The 16,190-nt window shown below is 60.8% G+C and carries 13 protein-coding genes; 8 read left to right on the top strand and 5 right to left on the bottom strand.

Features of this window, described 5'->3' with window-relative positions; all coding sequences use genetic code 11:
- Positions 1-28 precede the first annotated feature (28 nt).
- From hslV to QMK51_RS26330, 4 genes are all read right to left on the bottom strand, one after another.
- Positions 29-559, bottom strand: a complete 531-nt coding sequence (hslV, locus tag QMK51_RS26345) for an ATP-dependent protease subunit HslV (RefSeq protein ID WP_007936812.1) — start codon at positions 557-559, stop codon at positions 29-31.
- A gap of 169 nt (positions 560-728) precedes the next feature.
- Positions 729-1,436 carry an SPOR domain-containing protein gene (locus tag QMK51_RS26340; protein ID WP_320392500.1) on the bottom strand — a complete coding sequence of 236 codons (708 nt, stop codon included), beginning with the start codon at positions 1,434-1,436 and terminating at the stop codon, positions 729-731.
- A 1-nt stretch (position 1,437) separates the two neighbouring features.
- Positions 1,438-3,174, bottom strand: a complete 1,737-nt coding sequence (argS, locus tag QMK51_RS26335; RefSeq protein ID WP_320392499.1) for an arginine--tRNA ligase — start codon at positions 3,172-3,174, stop codon at positions 1,438-1,440.
- A gap of 239 nt (positions 3,175-3,413) precedes the next feature.
- Entirely contained in the window at positions 3,414-5,633 is a 2,220-nt protein-coding gene (locus QMK51_RS26330) for a primosomal protein N' (RefSeq protein ID WP_320392498.1), read from the bottom strand.
- 290 nt (positions 5,634-5,923) lie between these two features.
- Here QMK51_RS26330 and rpmE point away from each other — a divergent pair, with 290 nt between their 5' ends.
- The 3 genes from rpmE (at position 5,924) to QMK51_RS26315 (ending at position 8,418) form a co-directional block, all read left to right on the top strand.
- Positions 5,924-6,142: a 50S ribosomal protein L31 gene (gene rpmE, locus QMK51_RS26325; protein WP_258697938.1), complete on the top strand. Its 219-nt coding sequence runs from the start codon at positions 5,924-5,926 to the stop codon at positions 6,140-6,142.
- A 41-nt stretch (positions 6,143-6,183) separates the two neighbouring features.
- Positions 6,184-6,966, top strand: a complete 783-nt coding sequence (locus QMK51_RS26320; RefSeq protein WP_320394567.1) for a thermonuclease family protein — start codon at positions 6,184-6,186, stop codon at positions 6,964-6,966.
- Positions 6,967-7,149: 183 nt separating this feature from the next.
- Positions 7,150-8,418: a malic enzyme-like NAD(P)-binding protein gene (locus tag QMK51_RS26315; protein ID WP_258697937.1), complete on the top strand. Its 1,269-nt coding sequence runs from the start codon at positions 7,150-7,152 to the stop codon at positions 8,416-8,418.
- A gap of 259 nt (positions 8,419-8,677) precedes the next feature.
- Here the strand turns inward: QMK51_RS26315 and QMK51_RS26310 are convergent, their stop codons facing one another.
- A complete protein-coding gene (locus QMK51_RS26310) occupies positions 8,678-11,116 on the bottom strand; it encodes a penicillin-binding protein 1A (RefSeq protein ID WP_413817547.1) in 2,439 nt (812 codons plus the stop codon).
- A gap of 218 nt (positions 11,117-11,334) precedes the next feature.
- On the opposite strand from QMK51_RS26310, the gene QMK51_RS26305 reads away from it, so the two are divergent.
- The 5 genes from QMK51_RS26305 to pilQ are packed head-to-tail and all read left to right on the top strand — an operon-like array spanning position 11,335 to position 16,189.
- Complete coding sequence (locus tag QMK51_RS26305) at positions 11,335-12,399, top strand: pilus assembly protein PilM (protein ID WP_320392496.1); 1,065 nt, start codon at positions 11,335-11,337, stop codon at positions 12,397-12,399.
- Complete coding sequence (locus tag QMK51_RS26300; protein ID WP_320392495.1) at positions 12,399-12,965, top strand: PilN domain-containing protein; 567 nt, start codon at positions 12,399-12,401, stop codon at positions 12,963-12,965. Before QMK51_RS26305 ends, QMK51_RS26300 begins: the two co-directional genes overlap by 1 nt.
- Positions 12,962-13,585 carry a type 4a pilus biogenesis protein PilO gene (pilO, locus tag QMK51_RS26295; RefSeq protein ID WP_320392494.1) on the top strand — a complete coding sequence of 208 codons (624 nt, stop codon included), beginning with the start codon at positions 12,962-12,964 and terminating at the stop codon, positions 13,583-13,585. The genes QMK51_RS26300 and pilO overlap by 4 nt, the downstream gene beginning before the upstream one ends.
- Positions 13,582-14,109, top strand: coding sequence for a pilus assembly protein PilP (locus QMK51_RS26290; RefSeq protein WP_320392493.1), 528 nt, complete (start codon positions 13,582-13,584; stop codon positions 14,107-14,109). The genes pilO and QMK51_RS26290 overlap by 4 nt, the downstream gene beginning before the upstream one ends.
- A gap of 13 nt (positions 14,110-14,122) precedes the next feature.
- Positions 14,123-16,189, top strand: a complete 2,067-nt coding sequence (gene pilQ / locus QMK51_RS26285; RefSeq protein ID WP_320392492.1) for a type IV pilus secretin PilQ — start codon at positions 14,123-14,125, stop codon at positions 16,187-16,189.
- Position 16,190: the final 1 nt, after the last annotated feature.

Genomic DNA, 16,190 nt, shown 5'->3' with positions numbered 1-16,190 from the left:
TGAGCCGTGGCGCTAGGCCGAAACAGGCTTACTCAGCGAGATCCTGCTCCTCGATGGTGATGTTGTGGTTGGTGAACACGCAGATGTCGCCAGCGATGCCCAAAGCGGTTTCGACGATTTCCCGGGCCGACAGGTCGGTTTTTTTCAGCAGCGCGCTGGCTGCGGCCTGGGCGTAGCCGCCGCCGGAACCCATGGCGATCAGGCCTTCTTCGGGCTCGACCACGTCGCCGTTGCCGGTGATGATCAGGGAGGCGTCTTTGTTGGCGACCGCGAGCATGGCTTCGAGGCGGCTGAGGGAGCGGTCGGTGCGCCACTCTTTGGCGAGTTCGACGGCGGCGCGCACCAGATGGCCCTGATGTTTCTCGAGTTGGCCTTCGAAACGCTCGAAGAGGGTGAAGGCGTCAGCGGTGGCTCCGGCAAAACCAGCGATAACCTGGCCGTGGTACAGGCGGCGAACTTTTTTCGCGTTGCCTTTCATCACGGTATTGCCGAGCGAAACCTGGCCGTCGCCGCCCATGACGACTTTGCCGTGGCGGCGAACTGAAACGATGGTGGTCAAGGGAGAGTCTCCACGCAGCGGGGCGAAAATGCCTTATGCCAACCCATATGGGGGTGGTGGAGCGTTTTTCAACTGTAGGACGCGGCGGGGGACGAGCGGTGTAGGGCGGGGATGGGATGTTGTCTGATCGATCATTCCCACGCAGAGCGTGGGAATGATCAGTGGAAGGTCAGCGACTCTGGCGTTGTTGTAACAACAGGTTACTGAAGCCGCTGCCAGCCAGTTGTTTCTGGGCGGTGGTCAGCTGTTCGCGGTTGCTGAACGGACCGACCAGCACCCGGTACCAGGTTTCGTCCTTCACGGTGCCGGATTCAACCGCCACGGCTTGCCCCAGCAGGATGATCTGCGCACGAACCTTGTCGGCATCGGCTTCCTTGCGGAACGAACCGGCCTGCAGGAAGAACTTGGTCACCGGCGCAGCTTTTGCCACCGGTGGCGCTGGCGGCGGAGTGATACCGGCCAATGCCGCTTGAGCCCGGGCAGTGTCGATCTTCGCCGCTTCCGCAGGCGTCACCGGCGTGGTCGGAATGGCCGGCACTTGTGGCGTCGGCAGGGTTTTCTCCGGCACCGCGTCCGGCGGCACGATCACTTCCGATTCCGGCAGCAAGGTGTAGAAGTCGTACTTCGGCTTCACCGGTTGCGTCGGGCTTGGCGGTGTCTTGTTGGCCTCGGCGATCTTGGTGGCTTTCTGCTGCTCGACTTTCTCGCGCTTGACGCTGTCACTGCTCTTGCCCGGCTCCAGCTTCATCAGGAACACAATGAACGCACCGACCGTCAGGCCGATGGCCATCCACAGCCAACCCGGGATCGGTTGCTTTGCAGGAGCTTGGTAACGGCTGGCGCCACGCTTGGGTGCAGGTTTTTTCTTGGCAGCCAACTTACATACGCTCCAGAGTTTCCAGACCCAAGAGTTCCAGGCCCTGCTTGAGAGTGCGGCCGGTCAGCGCGGCGAGGCGCAGACGACTCTGCATTTGCGCCGGGGTGTCGGCGCCGAGTATCGGGCAGTTCTCGTAGAAGCTGGAGAACAGGCCGGCCACATCGTACAGGTAAGTGCAGAGGATGTGCGGCGTGCCTTTGTCGGACACGTTATTCAGGATTTCGCCGAACTGCGCCAGTTTCGCTGCCAGCTCATGCTCGTGCGCCGCTTCGAGGACGATCTGCCCTTCGACTTCGCTGAAGTCCTTGCCGAGTTTGCGGAACACGCCAGCCACCCGGGTGTAGGCGTACAGCAGGTATGGCGCGGTGTTGCCTTCGAAGTTGAGCATCAGGTCGAAGTTGAAGCTGTAGTCGCTGGTGCGGTGCTTGGACAGGTCGGCGTATTTCACCGCGCCAATGCCCACGACCTTGGCGATATTGCGCAACTCGTCTTCGGCCAACTCCGGGTTCTTCTCCTTCACCAGCGTGTAGGCGCGCTCCTGGGCTTCGATCAGCAGGTCGATCAGCTTCACGGTGCCGCCGTCACGTGTCTTGAACGGACGACCATCGGCGCCGTTCATGGTGCCGAAGCCCATGTGCTCCATTTCCATCGGATGGGTCACGAAACCGGCCTTGTGCGCGACGGCGAACACTTGCTGGAAGTGCAGGGCCTGGCGCTGGTCGACGAAATACAGTGCGCGATCAGCCTTGAGCACGCCGCTGCGGTAGCGCACGGCCGCTAGGTCGGTGGTGGCGTAGAGGTAGCCGCCGTCGGCCTTGACGATGATCACCGGCAGCGGCTCGCCGTCGGCGTTCTTGAATTCGTCGAGGAACACGCACTGGGCGCCGTTGCTCTCGACCAGCATGCCTTTGGCCTTGAGATCGTTGACCACATTGATCAGGTCGTCGTTGTAGGCGCTTTCGCCCATCACGTCGGCCATGGTCAGTTTGACGTTCAGCAGTTCGTAGATTTTTTGGCAGTGGGACAGCGATATGTCCTTGAACTTGGTCCACAGTGCCAGGCAGTCCGGGTCGCCGGCTTGCAGCTTGACCACCAGGCCGCGGGCGCGATCGGCGAACTCTTCGGATTCGTCGAAGCGCTGTTTGGCGGCACGGTAGAAGTTCTCCAGGTCCGACAGTTCGTCGCTGGTAGTCGGGGTTTCCTGCAGATAAGCCATCAGCATGCCGAACTGGGTGCCCCAGTCGCCGACGTGGTTCTGACGGATCACAGCGTCACCGAGGAATTCCAGAACCCTGGCCACGCCGTCGCCGATGATGGTCGAGCGCAAGTGGCCGACGTGCATCTCTTTGGCCAGGTTCGGCGCCGACAGGTCGACGACGGTGCGCTGCGCCGGACCGGCCTTGCGCACGCCGATGTGGTCGTCGGCCAGGGCCGCGTCCAGACGGGTCGCCAGGGCTTGGGTGTTCTGGAAGAAGTTCAGGAAGCCAGGGCCGGCGATTTCGGTTTTGGTGACGTTCTCGTCAGCCGGCAGCGCCGCGATGATTTTCTCGGCCAGGTCGCGGGGTTTCATGCCGGCCGGTTTGGCCAGCATCATCGCAATGTTGCTGGCGAAGTCGCCGTGAGTCTTGTCACGGGAGTTTTCCACCTGGATCGCCGGCGACAGGCCTTCAGGCAACACACCTTCGTTGACGAGTTGGGTGATGGCTTGTTGGATCAGCTGGCGAATGGTGTCTTTCATGGTCTTCTCTTTCGACCGCAAGCGCGGCGGCGCTTCAATGCGCTGGTGGAAAAACTGGGCATTATCCGTTGCGAAGACGAGCTTGCCAACTATAGCGGGCAGGTTATGGATATGTGGTGACTATTCGGCACCCATCGCGAGCAGGCTCGCTCCCACAGGGGATAGGCGTTGATCACAAAACCAATGAACGCCACAGACCCATCGTGGGAGCGAGCCTGCTCGCGATGGCGATTTTGAAATCAATACAAATCGACCGGGTCGACATCCAGAGACCAACGCACCGCCCGCCCGCTCGGCATCTGCTCCAAAGCCAGCAACCAACTGCTCAGCAATCGATGCAACGGCGCCCGGGCCGTGGCTTGCAGCAACAACTGCGCGCGATAACGCCCGGCCCGGCGTTCCATGGGCGCCGGCACCGGCCCCAGTAACTCGATACCGGTCAGATGCTGCTCGGCCAGAAGTCGCTCGGCTTCGCTACACGCCTCATCGAGGAAGCCTTCGGCCTGCCCCGGTTTGTGTGCTTCGGCCCGCAGCAACGCAAGATGCGCAAACGGCGGCAGCCCGGCGGAGCGGCGTTCACTCAACGCCTGTTCGGCAAAGGCGAAATAGCCCTGTTCGGTCAACTGCACCAGCAGCGGGTGGTCCGCCAGGTGCGTCTGGATGATCACCTTGCCCGGCTCTTCGGCCCGCCCCGCGCGCCCGGCGACCTGAACGATCAACTGCGCCATGCGCTCGCTGGCGCGGAAGTCGCCGGAGAACAGGCCGCCGTCGGCATCGAGAATCGACACCAGGGTCACTCGAGGAAAGTGGTGCCCTTTGGCAAGCATCTGTGTGCCGACCAGAATGCACGGCTGGCCTTTCTGGATGGTCGCGAATAACTGATTCATCGCGTCTTTGCGCGAGGTGCTGTCGCGGTCGACCCGCAGCACCGGGACGTCCGGGAACAGAATCCCCAGGCGTTCCTCGGCGCGCTCGGTACCGGCGCCCACCGGTCGCAAATCGACCTTGCCGCACTTCGGGCAATGCCGAGGCACTCGTTCGACATAGCCACAATGGTGGCAGCGCAGTTCGCCCGAGCGCTGGTGCACGGTCATGCGCGCGTCGCAGCGCTGGCATTCGGACATCCAGCCACAGTCGTGGCAGAGCAGCGTCGGGGCGAATCCTCGGCGGTTGAGGAACACCAGAACCTGCTGGCCGGCGGCGAGGGTCTGACCGATGGCTTGCTGCATCGGCCCGGAAATGCCGCTGTCCAGTGGGCGACTTTTCACGTCCAGACGCAGGAAGCGTGGCTGTTTGGCGCCACCGGCCCGCTCATTCAGGCGTAAGAGGCCGTAACGACCGGTGTAGGCATTTTGCAGGCTTTCCAGCGAAGGCGTGGCGGAACCGAGGACAATCGGGATGTTTTCCTGCCGGGCGCGAACCAGTGCCAGGTCGCGGGCGTGGTAGCGCAGGCCTTCCTGCTGCTTATAGGAACCATCGTGCTCTTCATCGATGATGATCAGGCCGGGGTTCTTCATCGGCGTGAACAGCGCCGAACGGGTGCCGATAATAATGTCGGCCTCGCCATCCCGTGCCGCCAGCCAGGCGTCCAGGCGCTCGCGGTCGTTGACCGCCGAGTGGATCAGCGCGATGCGCGCATTGAAGCGTTGTTCGAAGCGCGCCAGGGTTTGCGGGCCGAGGTTGATCTCCGGGATCAGCACCAGGGCTTGCTTGCCGGCCTCGAGGGTTTCGCGGATCAGCTGCAAATAGACTTCGGTCTTGCCGCTGCCGGTGACGCCGGCCAGCAAAAACGCGTGATAACTGTCGAACCCGGCGCGAATCGCTTCATAAGCGGCGCGCTGCTCGGGGTTGAGCGGCAATTCCGGTTGCGCCAGCCAATGCTCGTGGCGAGCGCCGGGGGCGTGTTTGCGGATGTCTACCTGAACCAGATCCTTGGCCAGCAACAGGTCGAGGCTGTCTTTGCTCAGCATCAGTTTGCTCAGCAACTGATGGGCGACGCCGTGTGGGTGCTGGGCCAGGGTCGCCAGGGCTTCACGCTGTCGCGGTGCGCGGGCGATGCGCGGATCATCGAGGCTGGCGCCGGGCGCGGCGGACCAGAAACGCTCCTGGCGTGCTTCGGCGAGTTCGCCCTGACGCAGCAACACCGGCAGCGCCCAGCTCAACGTGTCGCCGAGGCTGTGCTGGTAATACTGGGAAGTCCACAGGCACAGCTTGAACAGCGCGGGCGGCAGCGGCGGCACGGCATCGAGCAGGGCCAGGGCCGGTTTGAGCTTTTCCGCCGGGACTTCGCTGTGATCGGTGACCTCCACCAGAATGCCGATCATCTCCCGCCGCCCGAACGGCACCCGCAAACGCATGCCCGAGTGTAGCTGGGCGCGCAGGACTCCGGCCGGAGCGCGGTAGTCGAACAGGCGGCGCAGGGGCGAAGGCAGGGCGAGGCGCAGAATGGCGTCGGGCACGCGGGGGGATCTCTTTGGGCGGGCAATAAATGAAAGGTTGTTGCATATCCTGAGGGAGCGGGTTTGCTCGCGAAAGTGGTGCTTCAGACGACATAAATGCTGACCGACACACCGTTTTCGCGAGCAAGCCCGCTCCCACAGAGACGGCGACTTGGGTCGGGAGCCTAGCAGACGGTCGGACTCAGTGACAGCTTGCGTGTTTGCAAAGGTCTGGTAGAATCCGCGGCCTAATTACGTGCGGTATTCAACAATAGTGTTGGGTGGCGGCACGCTAGCCTGAGGAAAACACCATGAAAGCCGATATCCATCCAGAATACCCAGCAGTTGCCGTAACTTGCAGCTGCGGCAACAAGTTCGAAACCCGTTCGACTTTCGCCAAGCCTCTGTCGATCGACGTTTGCAACGAATGCCACCCGTTCTACACCGGTAAGCAGAAGACTCTGGATACCGGCGGCCGTGTTCAGAAGTTCGCCGATCGTTTCGGTGCTTTTGGCCCGAAAAAGGCCTAAGGCCGATCATTTTGGAAAGTCGTTTCGGCTTCTCCAGACTGATGAAAAAGGCGTCCCTTGCGGGCGCCTTTTTTGTATCTGCGATTTGGCTTTCCGGTGCCCAGGCTTTCTGCCCGGTGCCGAGCGGGCTGACGCCGGTTGTGGTGCAGCGGGTGGTGGATGGCGACACCTTGCGCCTGCGCGATGGCCGCAGTGTGCGCATGATCGGTTTGAACACGCCAGAGCTGGGCAAGCAGGGCCGTTCCGACGAGCCGTTTGCCGTGGCTGCGCGCAAACGCCTGGAAGCCCTGGTGGCCGCCAGCGACGGGCGGGTCGGTTTGCTGCCGGGTAAAGAAAGCAAGGACCATTACGGCCGTACCCTGGCCCATGTCTACAGCGTCGATGGCGTCAACCTTGAAGCGCAGATGCTCGCTGAAGGCCTCGGATTTCAGGTGGCGGTGGCACCGAACGTCGATTTGGCCGGTTGTCAGCAAGCGGCGGAACGCAGTGCTCGTCAGGCCGGCCTCGGGCTATGGCGACAATCACCTGTACTGAAAGCGGAGCAGATCAGCGCGTCCGGCTTCGCCGTGCTCAGTGGCCGTGTGAGCAAGGTTCAGCGCAATCGCGGCGGGGTTTGGATCGAGTTGCAGGAATCGGTTGTATTGCGGGTTGCACCCAATATGCTGGAGCAATTCGATGGCGCGTCGCTTGAACAGCTCAAAGGCAGGCAGATCGAGGCTCGTGGCTGGGTGGTGGATCGTTCCCGCCGTGGCGGCCTGAAGCCGGGGCAGGCGCGCTGGCTTCTGCCGCTGACCGATCCGGCGATGTTGCAGGCGATGCCGTAAGAAAAAATTGTAGACATTTTTTCTGTTGATTGTGAACAGTCTATCCCTTGTGTTTCGTGGCTCTTGGCCCAAAGTCGTAGGGCCGGGCGCTTGACAGGGGTGACTGGTCAGTCTTGTGAGGACTTTGCGAGGCGAGTATCCTCGGCGGTCCGTCTGTCCAACAGTAAAAAGCGGAATGCCCATATGTCTGATCTGAAAACTGCCGCTCTCGAATATCACGCCCATCCCCGTCCAGGGAAGCTGAGTGTCGAGCTCACCAAGGCCACCGCTACCGCCCGCGACCTGTCGCTGGCCTACAGCCCCGGCGTAGCCGAACCAGTACGCGAAATCGCCCGCGATCCTGAACTGGCCTACAAATACACCGGCAAAGGCAACCTGGTTGCAGTCATTTCCGATGGCACCGCGATTCTGGGCCTGGGTAACCTCGGCCCATTGGCTTCCAAGCCGGTAATGGAAGGTAAAGGTGTTCTGTTCAAGCGCTTTGCCGGCATCGACGTTTTCGACATCGAAGTCGACTCCGAAAGCCCGCAAGCCTTCATCGACACCGTCAAGCGTATCTCCATCACCTTCGGTGGCATCAACCTGGAAGACATCAAGGCACCTGAGTGCTTTGAGATCGAACGCGCTCTGATCGAGCAGTGCGACATTCCGGTATTCCACGATGACCAGCACGGCACCGCGATCGTGACCGCCGCCGGCATGATCAACGCCCTGGAAATCGCTGGCAAAACCCTGCCAGAAGCCAAGATCGTCTGCCTGGGCGCCGGTGCTGCCGCCATCTCCTGCATGAAATTGCTGGTGAGCATGGGCGCCAATATCGAAAACATCTTCATGGTTGACCGTACCGGCGTGATCCACTCCGGCCGTGACGACCTGAACCAGTACAAAGCTGTCTTCGCTCACGCGACCGAGAAGCGCACCCTGGCTGACGCGCTGGATGGCGCCGACGTATTCGTCGGTCTGTCGGGCCCGAACCTGCTGAGCGCCGAGAACCTGCTGCGCATGGCGGCCAACCCGATCGTGTTCGCGTGCTCGAACCCGGATCCGGAAATCTCCCCGGAGCTGGCACACGCCACTCGCAACGACGTGATCATGGCCACCGGCCGTTCGGACTACCCGAACCAGGTCAACAACGTACTGGGCTTCCCGTTCATCTTCCGTGGTGCCCTGGACGTTCGCGCCAAGCGCATCAACGAAGAGATGAAAGTGGCTGCCGCCAACGCCCTGCGTGAACTGGCCAAGCTGCCAGTGCCTCAGGAAGTGTGCGACGCCTACGGCGGCATCAAACTGGAATTCGGTCGTGAGTACATCATTCCGAAACCAATGGATGCCCGTCTGATCACCCTGATCTCCGATGCCGTGGCCAAGGCTGCGATCGAGACCGGTGTGGCGACCCTGCCGTATCCGAAGAACTACCCGCTGAAAAGCGTGGATGACGTGTTCAACGGCTAAGCCGTTGTAGCGCTTCAACACAAAGCCCCGGCTCTCGCGAGTCGGGGCTTTTTATTGCCTGCGGTTTTTGTGGTGTCTTTGAGGGCCTCTTCGCGAGCAAGCCCGCTCCCACGGGGGTATGCATTCCAATGTGGAAGCGGGCTTGCTCGCGAAGGCGGCCAGACAGGCAACCCTGGTTTCAGCCGGTGCATAAATTCCAGGCGCAACAAAAAGCCCCGTCTTCCAGAGAAGAACGGGGCTTTTGCGTTGCGCTACGGGATCAGAACAAATCGATCGGCGCGGCCTCGTCCGCTGGCAACGGGCTGCCTGGCGCATTGCCGTTACCCAGCTCGTTCACCGACGGTGGTGTGTCTTCGGCCTTGAACAGTTCGAAGTAGGCGCCAGGGGTGCTTGGGGTGGCTGCACGACCGCTGACCGGGTCGACCCGCAGGCTGAGGATGCCTTCGGGTTCTGGCTGGGTGTGGGGTGGCCTGCCTTTGAGGGCGGCGCCCATGTAGTTCATCCAGATCGGCAGGGCGACGGTGCCGCCGAACTCGCGTTTGCCCAGGCTTTCCGGTTGGTCGAATCCGGTCCAGACGGTGGTCACGTAATCGGCGTTGTAGCCGGAGAACCAGGCGTCCTTGGATTCGTTGGTGGTGCCGGTCTTGCCCGCGATGTCGCTGCGACCCAAGGCCAGTGCACGGCGGCCGGTACCGAGTTTGATCACGTCCTCGAGCATGCTGTTGAGGATGTAGGTGGTGCGGCCGTCGACGATGCGCTCGGCCACGGCTGGCGTTTGTGGCGCTGTCTGGGCGCTCGGCGCTTCGCCTGGGGTGGCGTTGACCGTAAAGGTGTTGGAGGCCGGTACGGCGATGCCGTCGCTGACTACTCCGCCTTTTGGGACGCTCGGCGGATTGGCGACGAACAGCGTGTCGCCATTGCGGCTTTCGATCTTGTCGATGATGTACGGGCTGATCTTGTAGCCGCCGTTGGCGAAGGTGCTCCAGCCGGTGGCAATTTCCATAGGTGTCAGGGTCGCGGTGCCCAGGGCCAGGGACAGGTTGCGCGGCAGGTCCTGCTTGTTGAAGCCGAACTTGCTGATGTAGTCGATAGTGCGGTCGACACCCAGCGCTTGCAGCAGGCGGATCGATACCAGGTTGCGCGACTTGTAGAGCGCTTCACGCATGCGGATCGGGCCGAGGAAGGTGTTGGTGTCGTTCTTCGGGCGCCAGACCTTGTCCAGGTACTCGTCGACGAACACGATCGGTGCGTCGTTCACCAGGCTGGCGGCGGTGTAGCCGTTGTCCAGGGCGGCGCTGTAGACGAACGGCTTGAAGCTCGAACCCGGCTGACGCTTGGCCTGCATCGCGCGGTTGTAGTTGCTCTGCTCGAAGGCGAAACCGCCGACCAGCGAACGAATGGCGCCGTTCTGCGGATCGAGGGAAACCAGTGCGCCCTGGGCCTGTGGGATCTGGCTGAATTTGAGCGAATGGTCCGGCTGACGCTGCACGCGAATCAGATCGCCGACCTGCGCGACGTCCGAAGGCTGCTTCGGATTGGCGCCCATGCTGTTGGTGTTCAGGAATGGGCGGGCCCACTTCATGCTGTCCCAGGCGACGTGTTCATCACCGGTGCGAGTCAGCACCTGCACGCCGTTCTTGTCGACCTGGGTCACGATTGCCGGTTCGAGGCTGCTGATGGTCCGCTGCTTGGTCAGCTCCAGGGTCCAGGCCTCTCGGGTTTTACCCGGCAGGCGTGACTCGGGGCCGCGATAACCGTGCCGTTGATCGTAGGTCATCAAACCTTCGTGAACCGCGGAGTTGGCCATTTCCTGCAAATCGCTCGGCACCGTGGTGGTGACGCGGAAGCCTTCGGTGTACGCATCGCTGCCATAGCGGCCGACCATTTCGGCGCGGGCCATTTCGGCGATGTACGGTGCGTTCACTTCCGGGGTCGGCACATGGTAGCTGGCGTTCAGTGGTTCATTGATCGCAGCGGTGTAGTCGGCTTCGGTGATCTTGCCGAGCTTGTACATGCGCCCCAGGATCCAGTCGCGACGTTCCTTGCTACGGGCCGGGTTGGCCAGCGGATTGAAGCGCGACGGCGCTTTCGGCAGGCCGGCAATCATCGCCATCTGTGCCAGGCTGACGTCACGAATCGACTTGCCGTAATAAACCTGCGCCGCCGCCTCGATGCCGTAGGCGCGGTTGCCCAGATAGATCTTGTTGACGTACAGCTCGAGGATCTCGTCCTTGGTCAACTGCCGTTCGATCTGCAGGGCCAGGAGGATTTCGGTGGTCTTGCGCGAGAAGCTGCGTTCGCTGGTCAGGAAGAAATTCTTCGCCACCTGCATGGTGATGGTGCTGCCACCGGACTGAATGTGCCCGCTTTTTACCAGCTGGGTAGCGGCACGCATCAAGCTGCTGGGATCGACGCCATAGTGGTTGGCGAAGTTGTCGTCTTCAGCACTTAGTAACGCATTGATGAAATTGGGGGGAATGTCGGCGAAACGGATTGGCGTGCGGCGCATTTCGCCAAATTCTGCGATCAATTTGTTGTCGCTGCTGTACACCCGCAAAGGAATCTGCAACTGAATACTTCTCAGCGCCTCCACGGATGGCAATCCGGGGCTAAGGTAAAGAAAAGCGCCACTCAGACCCAGGAGCAGTCCGCAGAAAACGGCGACGATGGACCAACCGAAAAATTTCAGCAGACGAATCAAGGCTTTTGGATATCCAAGGCAAAAAATGAATTAGGCATCAGGGTTCAGGCTATACAGAGAATGACCCGCGCTTGCAGTAAAAGCGGAAAAAACGCTCGGCATTATAAGCATTTTTCCGTGGGGAGCGTCATTTGCGCTTCTGTCAAGACGGGGGGTATTGAACGCAATGGATATTACAGAGTCCGTAACTCACGGATAGTCATAGGGAATTGGTAGTGCTAGGACTCTTCAATAAAAAGGCCAATACGCTTCTGGGGATCGACATCAGCTCCACGTCGGTGAAGCTTCTGGAGCTAAGTCGCCAGGGGGACCGCTACCGGGTCGAGGCCTATGCGGTCGAGCCGCTGCCCACCAGTGCCGTGGTCGAGAAAAATATCGCCGAGCTCGAAGGTGTGGGGCAGGCCCTTGCGCGCGTGCTGGTCAAGGCCAGAACCAGCCTCAGGAACGTCGCCGTGGCGGTCGCCGGCTCGGCGGTGATCACCAAGATCATCGAGATGGACGCCGGTCTTTCCGACGACGAGATGGAAAACCAGCTGAAGATCGAGGCCGATCAGTACATCCCTTATCCACTGGACGAAGTGGCGATCGATTTCGAAGTGCAGGGCGTGTCGGCGCGCAACCCCGAGCGGGTCAATGTGCTACTGGCCGCCTGTCGCAAGGAAAACGTCGAGGTTCGTGAAGCGGCTTTGGCCCTGGCCGGGTTGACCGCGCGCGTGGTCGATGTCGAAGCCTATGCCCTGGAGCGATCGTTCAGCCTGTTGGCAACCCAGCTGGCCGCCTCTCAGGAGCGTCTGACCGTGGCGGTGGTCGATATCGGCGCGACCATGACCACCCTGAGCGTGCTGCACAATGGGCGAATCATCTACACCCGTGAACAATTGTTCGGCGGCCGTCAACTGACGGAAGAAATCCAGCGCCGTTATGGCCTGACGGTCGAGCAGGCGGGGCTGGCGAAGAAGCAGGGTGGTTTGCCGGACGATTACGTCAGCGAGGTCTTGCAGCCGTTTCGTGAGGCGTTGGTGCAACAGGTGTCGCGTTCGTTGCAGTTTTTCTTTGCCTCCGGCCAATACAACTCGGTCGATCACATCCTTCTGGCCGGCGGCACCGCCTCGGTCTCCGGGCTGGATCGGTTGATCGAGCAGCGCCTGGGTACGCCGACCCAGGTCGCCAATCCATTCTCCGACATGACCCTGGGCAGCAAGGTCAACGCCGGTGCCCTGGCCAGTGATGCCCCGGCGCTGATGATCGCCTGTGGGCTGGCCCTCAGGAGTTTTGACTGATGGCGCGGATCAATCTTTTACCCTGGCGCGAAGAGTTGCGCGAAGGGCGTCGCAAACGCTTTTTGCTGGCATTGGTCGGTGTGCTGGTGGGGTCAGTGGGGGCGCTGTTGATTACGGATCAGGTCATTAACGGCGCCATTGATCGGCAAGTTGCCCGTAACGATTACATCGCCAGGCAGATTGCCGTGGTCGATGAGCGGATCAAACAGATCAGCGACCTGAAGGCTCGCCGTCAGCAACTCGTCGAGCGCATGCGCATTATCCAGGACCTGCAAGGCAACCGGCCGATCAGTGGGAGGATTTTCGATCAATTGGCGCGTACCTTGCCGGATGGCGTGTATTTCACCGAGGTGAAAATGGTCGGCAAGACCTTGTCCATCACCGGTGCGGCGGAGTCCAACAATCGTGTTTCGGATTTGATGCGCAATCTTGATGCGTCCGACTGGTTCGATGCACCCAACCTTACGGAAGTCAAAGCGACCACCGCCGGTCAGCTGGATCAGACCAATGTTTTTCAGTTGACCGTCCGTCAGACTCAGCCGGCCATTGAGGGGGGTGCCAAATGAGGCCGTCCGAATGGCTCGAAGGGCTGCGCAAGATTGACATCAACGATCTGGACACCAACAACATGGGGTCCTGGCCAGTGGCGATCAAGGCCCTGGCGAGTGTCCTGCTCATGGTTCTGGTGCTGGCGCTGGGCTACAGCTTCTTGATCAGCGACCTGCAAAACCACCTCGAACTCAAGCGCGAGGAAGAGTCGACGCTCAAGGAGCAGTTCGCGACCAAAGGCCACATGGCGGCTAATCTGGAGCTGTATACCCAACAGATGAAGGAAATGGAAAACTCCTTCGGCGTTCTGCTGCGCCAATTGCCCAGCGACACCGAAGTGCCCGGGCTGCTGGAAGACATCACCCGCACCGGCCTGGGGAGCGGCCTGGAGTTCGAAGAGATCAAGCTGCTCCCGGAGGTCGCCCAGCAGTTTTACATCGAGCTCCCTATCCAGATCACCGTCACCGGCGCGTATCACGACCTGGCCACTTTCGTCAGCGGCGTGGCCGGCCTGCCGCGGATCGTCACCCTGCATGACTTCGATCTGGCGCCGGCCAATCCCGAAGGCGGTCCGAAGTTGCGCATGAGCATCCTTGCCAAGACCTACCGCTACAACGACAAGGGAGTGCAGAAATGAGCCCGGCTCGTTGCCTGTCGATGGTGATGTGTCTGGTCGTCCTGGCCGGCTGTGGTGGCGGCAATGATTTCAGCGATCTGGACGCCTACCTGAACGAAGTGCGCCTGCGTGCGCCCGGCAAGATTGAACCAACGCCGACATTCCGGTCTTACCCGACATTCACCTACAGCGCTGCCAACCTGCGTAGCCCGTTCTCCCGGCAGGTCAGGGTCGATCTGGCTGGCCAGAAGCGCGGCTCGCGCAACGTCAAACCCGACCCCAATCGGGTCAAGCAGTACCTCGAAGGTTTCAACATCGAGCAATTTGAAATGGTCGGCACGATCTCCAATGCGACCGGCTCCTTTGCACTGTTGCGCGGGGCGGGCGGTGTGCATCGGCTGAAAGTCGGCGATTACCTGGGGCGTAACGATGGACGGATTGTCGCCATCAGCGGCTCGCAAGTCGATGTGGTCGAAATCGTTCCCGATGGCGAAGGCGCCTGGCTGGAGCGGCCGCGGACCATCCCTTTGAAAGAGCACTCATAGTGGAACTCGAATAATGAACAGGATTTTCTCAACCTTCGGTATTTCGCTATGGATAGCGTTTCTGTCGCCGATGGTACAGGCGGCCAACCTCAAAACGCTGGATGTCGCCGCGCTGCCCGGTGATCGCGTCGAGTTGAAGTTGTCGTTCGATGGGCCGCCGCCGCAGCCCCAGGGTTATACGACAGAGCAGCCTGCGCGGATTGCGCTGGATCTGCCGGGGGTCACCAGTCAGCTGGCGAACAAGAATCGAGACCTGGGCGGCGGCAACGCCCGCAGCGCCACGGTGGTGGAGGCCAAGAACCGCACACGGCTGATCATCAGCCTGACCCAGTTAACCCCGTATAACGCACGCGTCGAAGGCAACAATCTTTTCGTGGTCGTCGGGCAGGGGGGAGGTAGCAAGGCGCCTAAACCGATCACCAGCGCGCCGCGCACAGCCACTGCGACGCCAGCGCCCGCCAGGGTCAATGCCCCCGTGGGCAAAGCCATCCGGGGCGTGGATTTCCAACGCGGCACCCAGGGTGAAGGCAATGTGGTTATCGATCTGTCGGATCCGTCCATCGCCCCGGACATCCAGGAGCACGATGGCAAGATCATCGTCGGTTTCACCAAGACTCAACTGCCTGAACGGTTGCGCGTGCGCCTCGACGTCAAGGATTTCGCCACTCCAGTGCAGTTCGTCAACGCCAGTGCCACGGGCGATCGGGCCATTATCAGCATCGAACCCAGCGGCGCCTTTGATTATTCGACCTATCAAACCGATAACAAATTGACGATCAGCGTCCGGCCGATGACGGTCGACGACTTGCACAAGCGCAACGCCGAACGCTTTGCCTACAGCGGTGAAAAACTCTCGCTGAACTTCCAGGACATCGATGTGCGCTCGGTGCTGCAACTGATCGCCGATTTCACCAACCTCAATCTGGTGGCCAGTGACACGGTGCAGGGCGGCATCACGTTGCGCCTGCAGAATGTGCCGTGGGATCAGGCGCTGGATCTGGTGTTGAAAACCAAAGGCCTGGATAAGCGCAAGATCGGAAACGTGCTGCTGGTGGCGCCGGCCGATGAAATTGCCGCCCGGGAGCGTCAGGAGCTGGAGTCGCAGAAGCAGATCGCCGAACTGGCGCCTCTGCGTCGCGAACTGTTGCAGGTCAACTACGCCAAGGCCGCCGATATTGCCAAGCTGTTCCAGTCGGTGACCAGTGCCGAGGCGAAAATAGACGAGCGCGGTTCAATCACGGTCGATGAGCGGACCAACAACATCATTGCCTACCAGACCCAGGATCGCCTCGATGAACTGCGCCGCATCGTGGCGCAGCTGGATATTCCGGTGCGTCAGGTAATGATCGAGGCGCGCATCGTCGAAGCTAGCGTTGATTATGACAAGCAGTTGGGCGTGCGATGGGGTGGAAGCAAGACCGGTGGTAATTGGACAGGGTCGGGCGGTGCTTCTCCCGGCAACCCCATTACAGGGCAAAGCACCAGCCAACCCTTTGTTGATCTGGGCGCTACAAGTGCCACGTCCGGGATCGGCATTTCCTTTATCACTGACAACACGCTGCTGGACCTCGAGTTGAGCGCCATGGAAAAAACCGGCAATGGCGAAATTGTTTCGCAACCCAAGGTGGTCACGGCTGATAAGGAAACCGCGAAGATCCTGAAAGGTACTGAAATTCCGTATCCGGAATCCAGTTCCAGCGGCGCGACGTCGGTGACGTTCAAGCCGGCAGTCCTTTCGCTGGAGGTGACCCCGCAGATCACCCCGGACAATCGCATTATCATGGAGGTCAAGGTCACCAAGGATCAGCCGGACTACGCTAACCTGGTCCTTGGGCAGCCGCCGATCAACAAAAACGAAGTCAACGCCAAGGTCCTGATCAACGACGGCGAGACCATCGTCATTGGTGGGGTTTTCTCAAATACTCAGAGCAAGGTTGTAGATAAGGTGCCATTTCTCGGTGATGTGCCGTATCTTGGCCGCCTTTTCCGGCGTGATGTGGTTTCGGAGAAAAAATCCGAGCTGCTGGTCTTTCTCACACCGCGTATCATGAACAATCAGGCGATTGCTGTGAGTCATTGAT

The sequence above is a fragment of the Pseudomonas sp. P9_31 genome (assembly GCF_034008235.1).
In the GTDB taxonomy this organism is placed as follows: domain Bacteria; phylum Pseudomonadota; class Gammaproteobacteria; order Pseudomonadales; family Pseudomonadaceae; genus Aquipseudomonas.
This window is presented reverse-complemented; position numbering and strand designations above follow the sequence as displayed.

Excerpts from the sequence above, each read along its gene's own strand:
- argS (WP_320392499.1), bottom strand. The coding sequence starts at position 3,174 with ATGAAAGACACCATTCGCCAGCTGATCCAACAAGCCATCACCCAACTC.
- rpmE (WP_258697938.1), top strand. The coding sequence starts at position 5,924 with ATGAAAGCCGATATCCATCCAGAATACCCAGCAGTTGCCGTAACTTGC.
- QMK51_RS26320 (WP_320394567.1), top strand. The coding sequence starts at position 6,184 with ATGAAAAAGGCGTCCCTTGCGGGCGCCTTTTTTGTATCTGCGATTTGG.
- QMK51_RS26315 (WP_258697937.1), top strand. The coding sequence starts at position 7,150 with ATGTCTGATCTGAAAACTGCCGCTCTCGAATATCACGCCCATCCCCGT.
- QMK51_RS26300 (WP_320392495.1), top strand. The coding sequence starts at position 12,399 with ATGGCGCGGATCAATCTTTTACCCTGGCGCGAAGAGTTGCGCGAAGGG.
- pilO (WP_320392494.1), top strand. The coding sequence starts at position 12,962 with ATGAGGCCGTCCGAATGGCTCGAAGGGCTGCGCAAGATTGACATCAAC.
- QMK51_RS26290 (WP_320392493.1), top strand. The coding sequence starts at position 13,582 with ATGAGCCCGGCTCGTTGCCTGTCGATGGTGATGTGTCTGGTCGTCCTG.
- pilQ (WP_320392492.1), top strand. The coding sequence starts at position 14,123 with ATGAACAGGATTTTCTCAACCTTCGGTATTTCGCTATGGATAGCGTTT.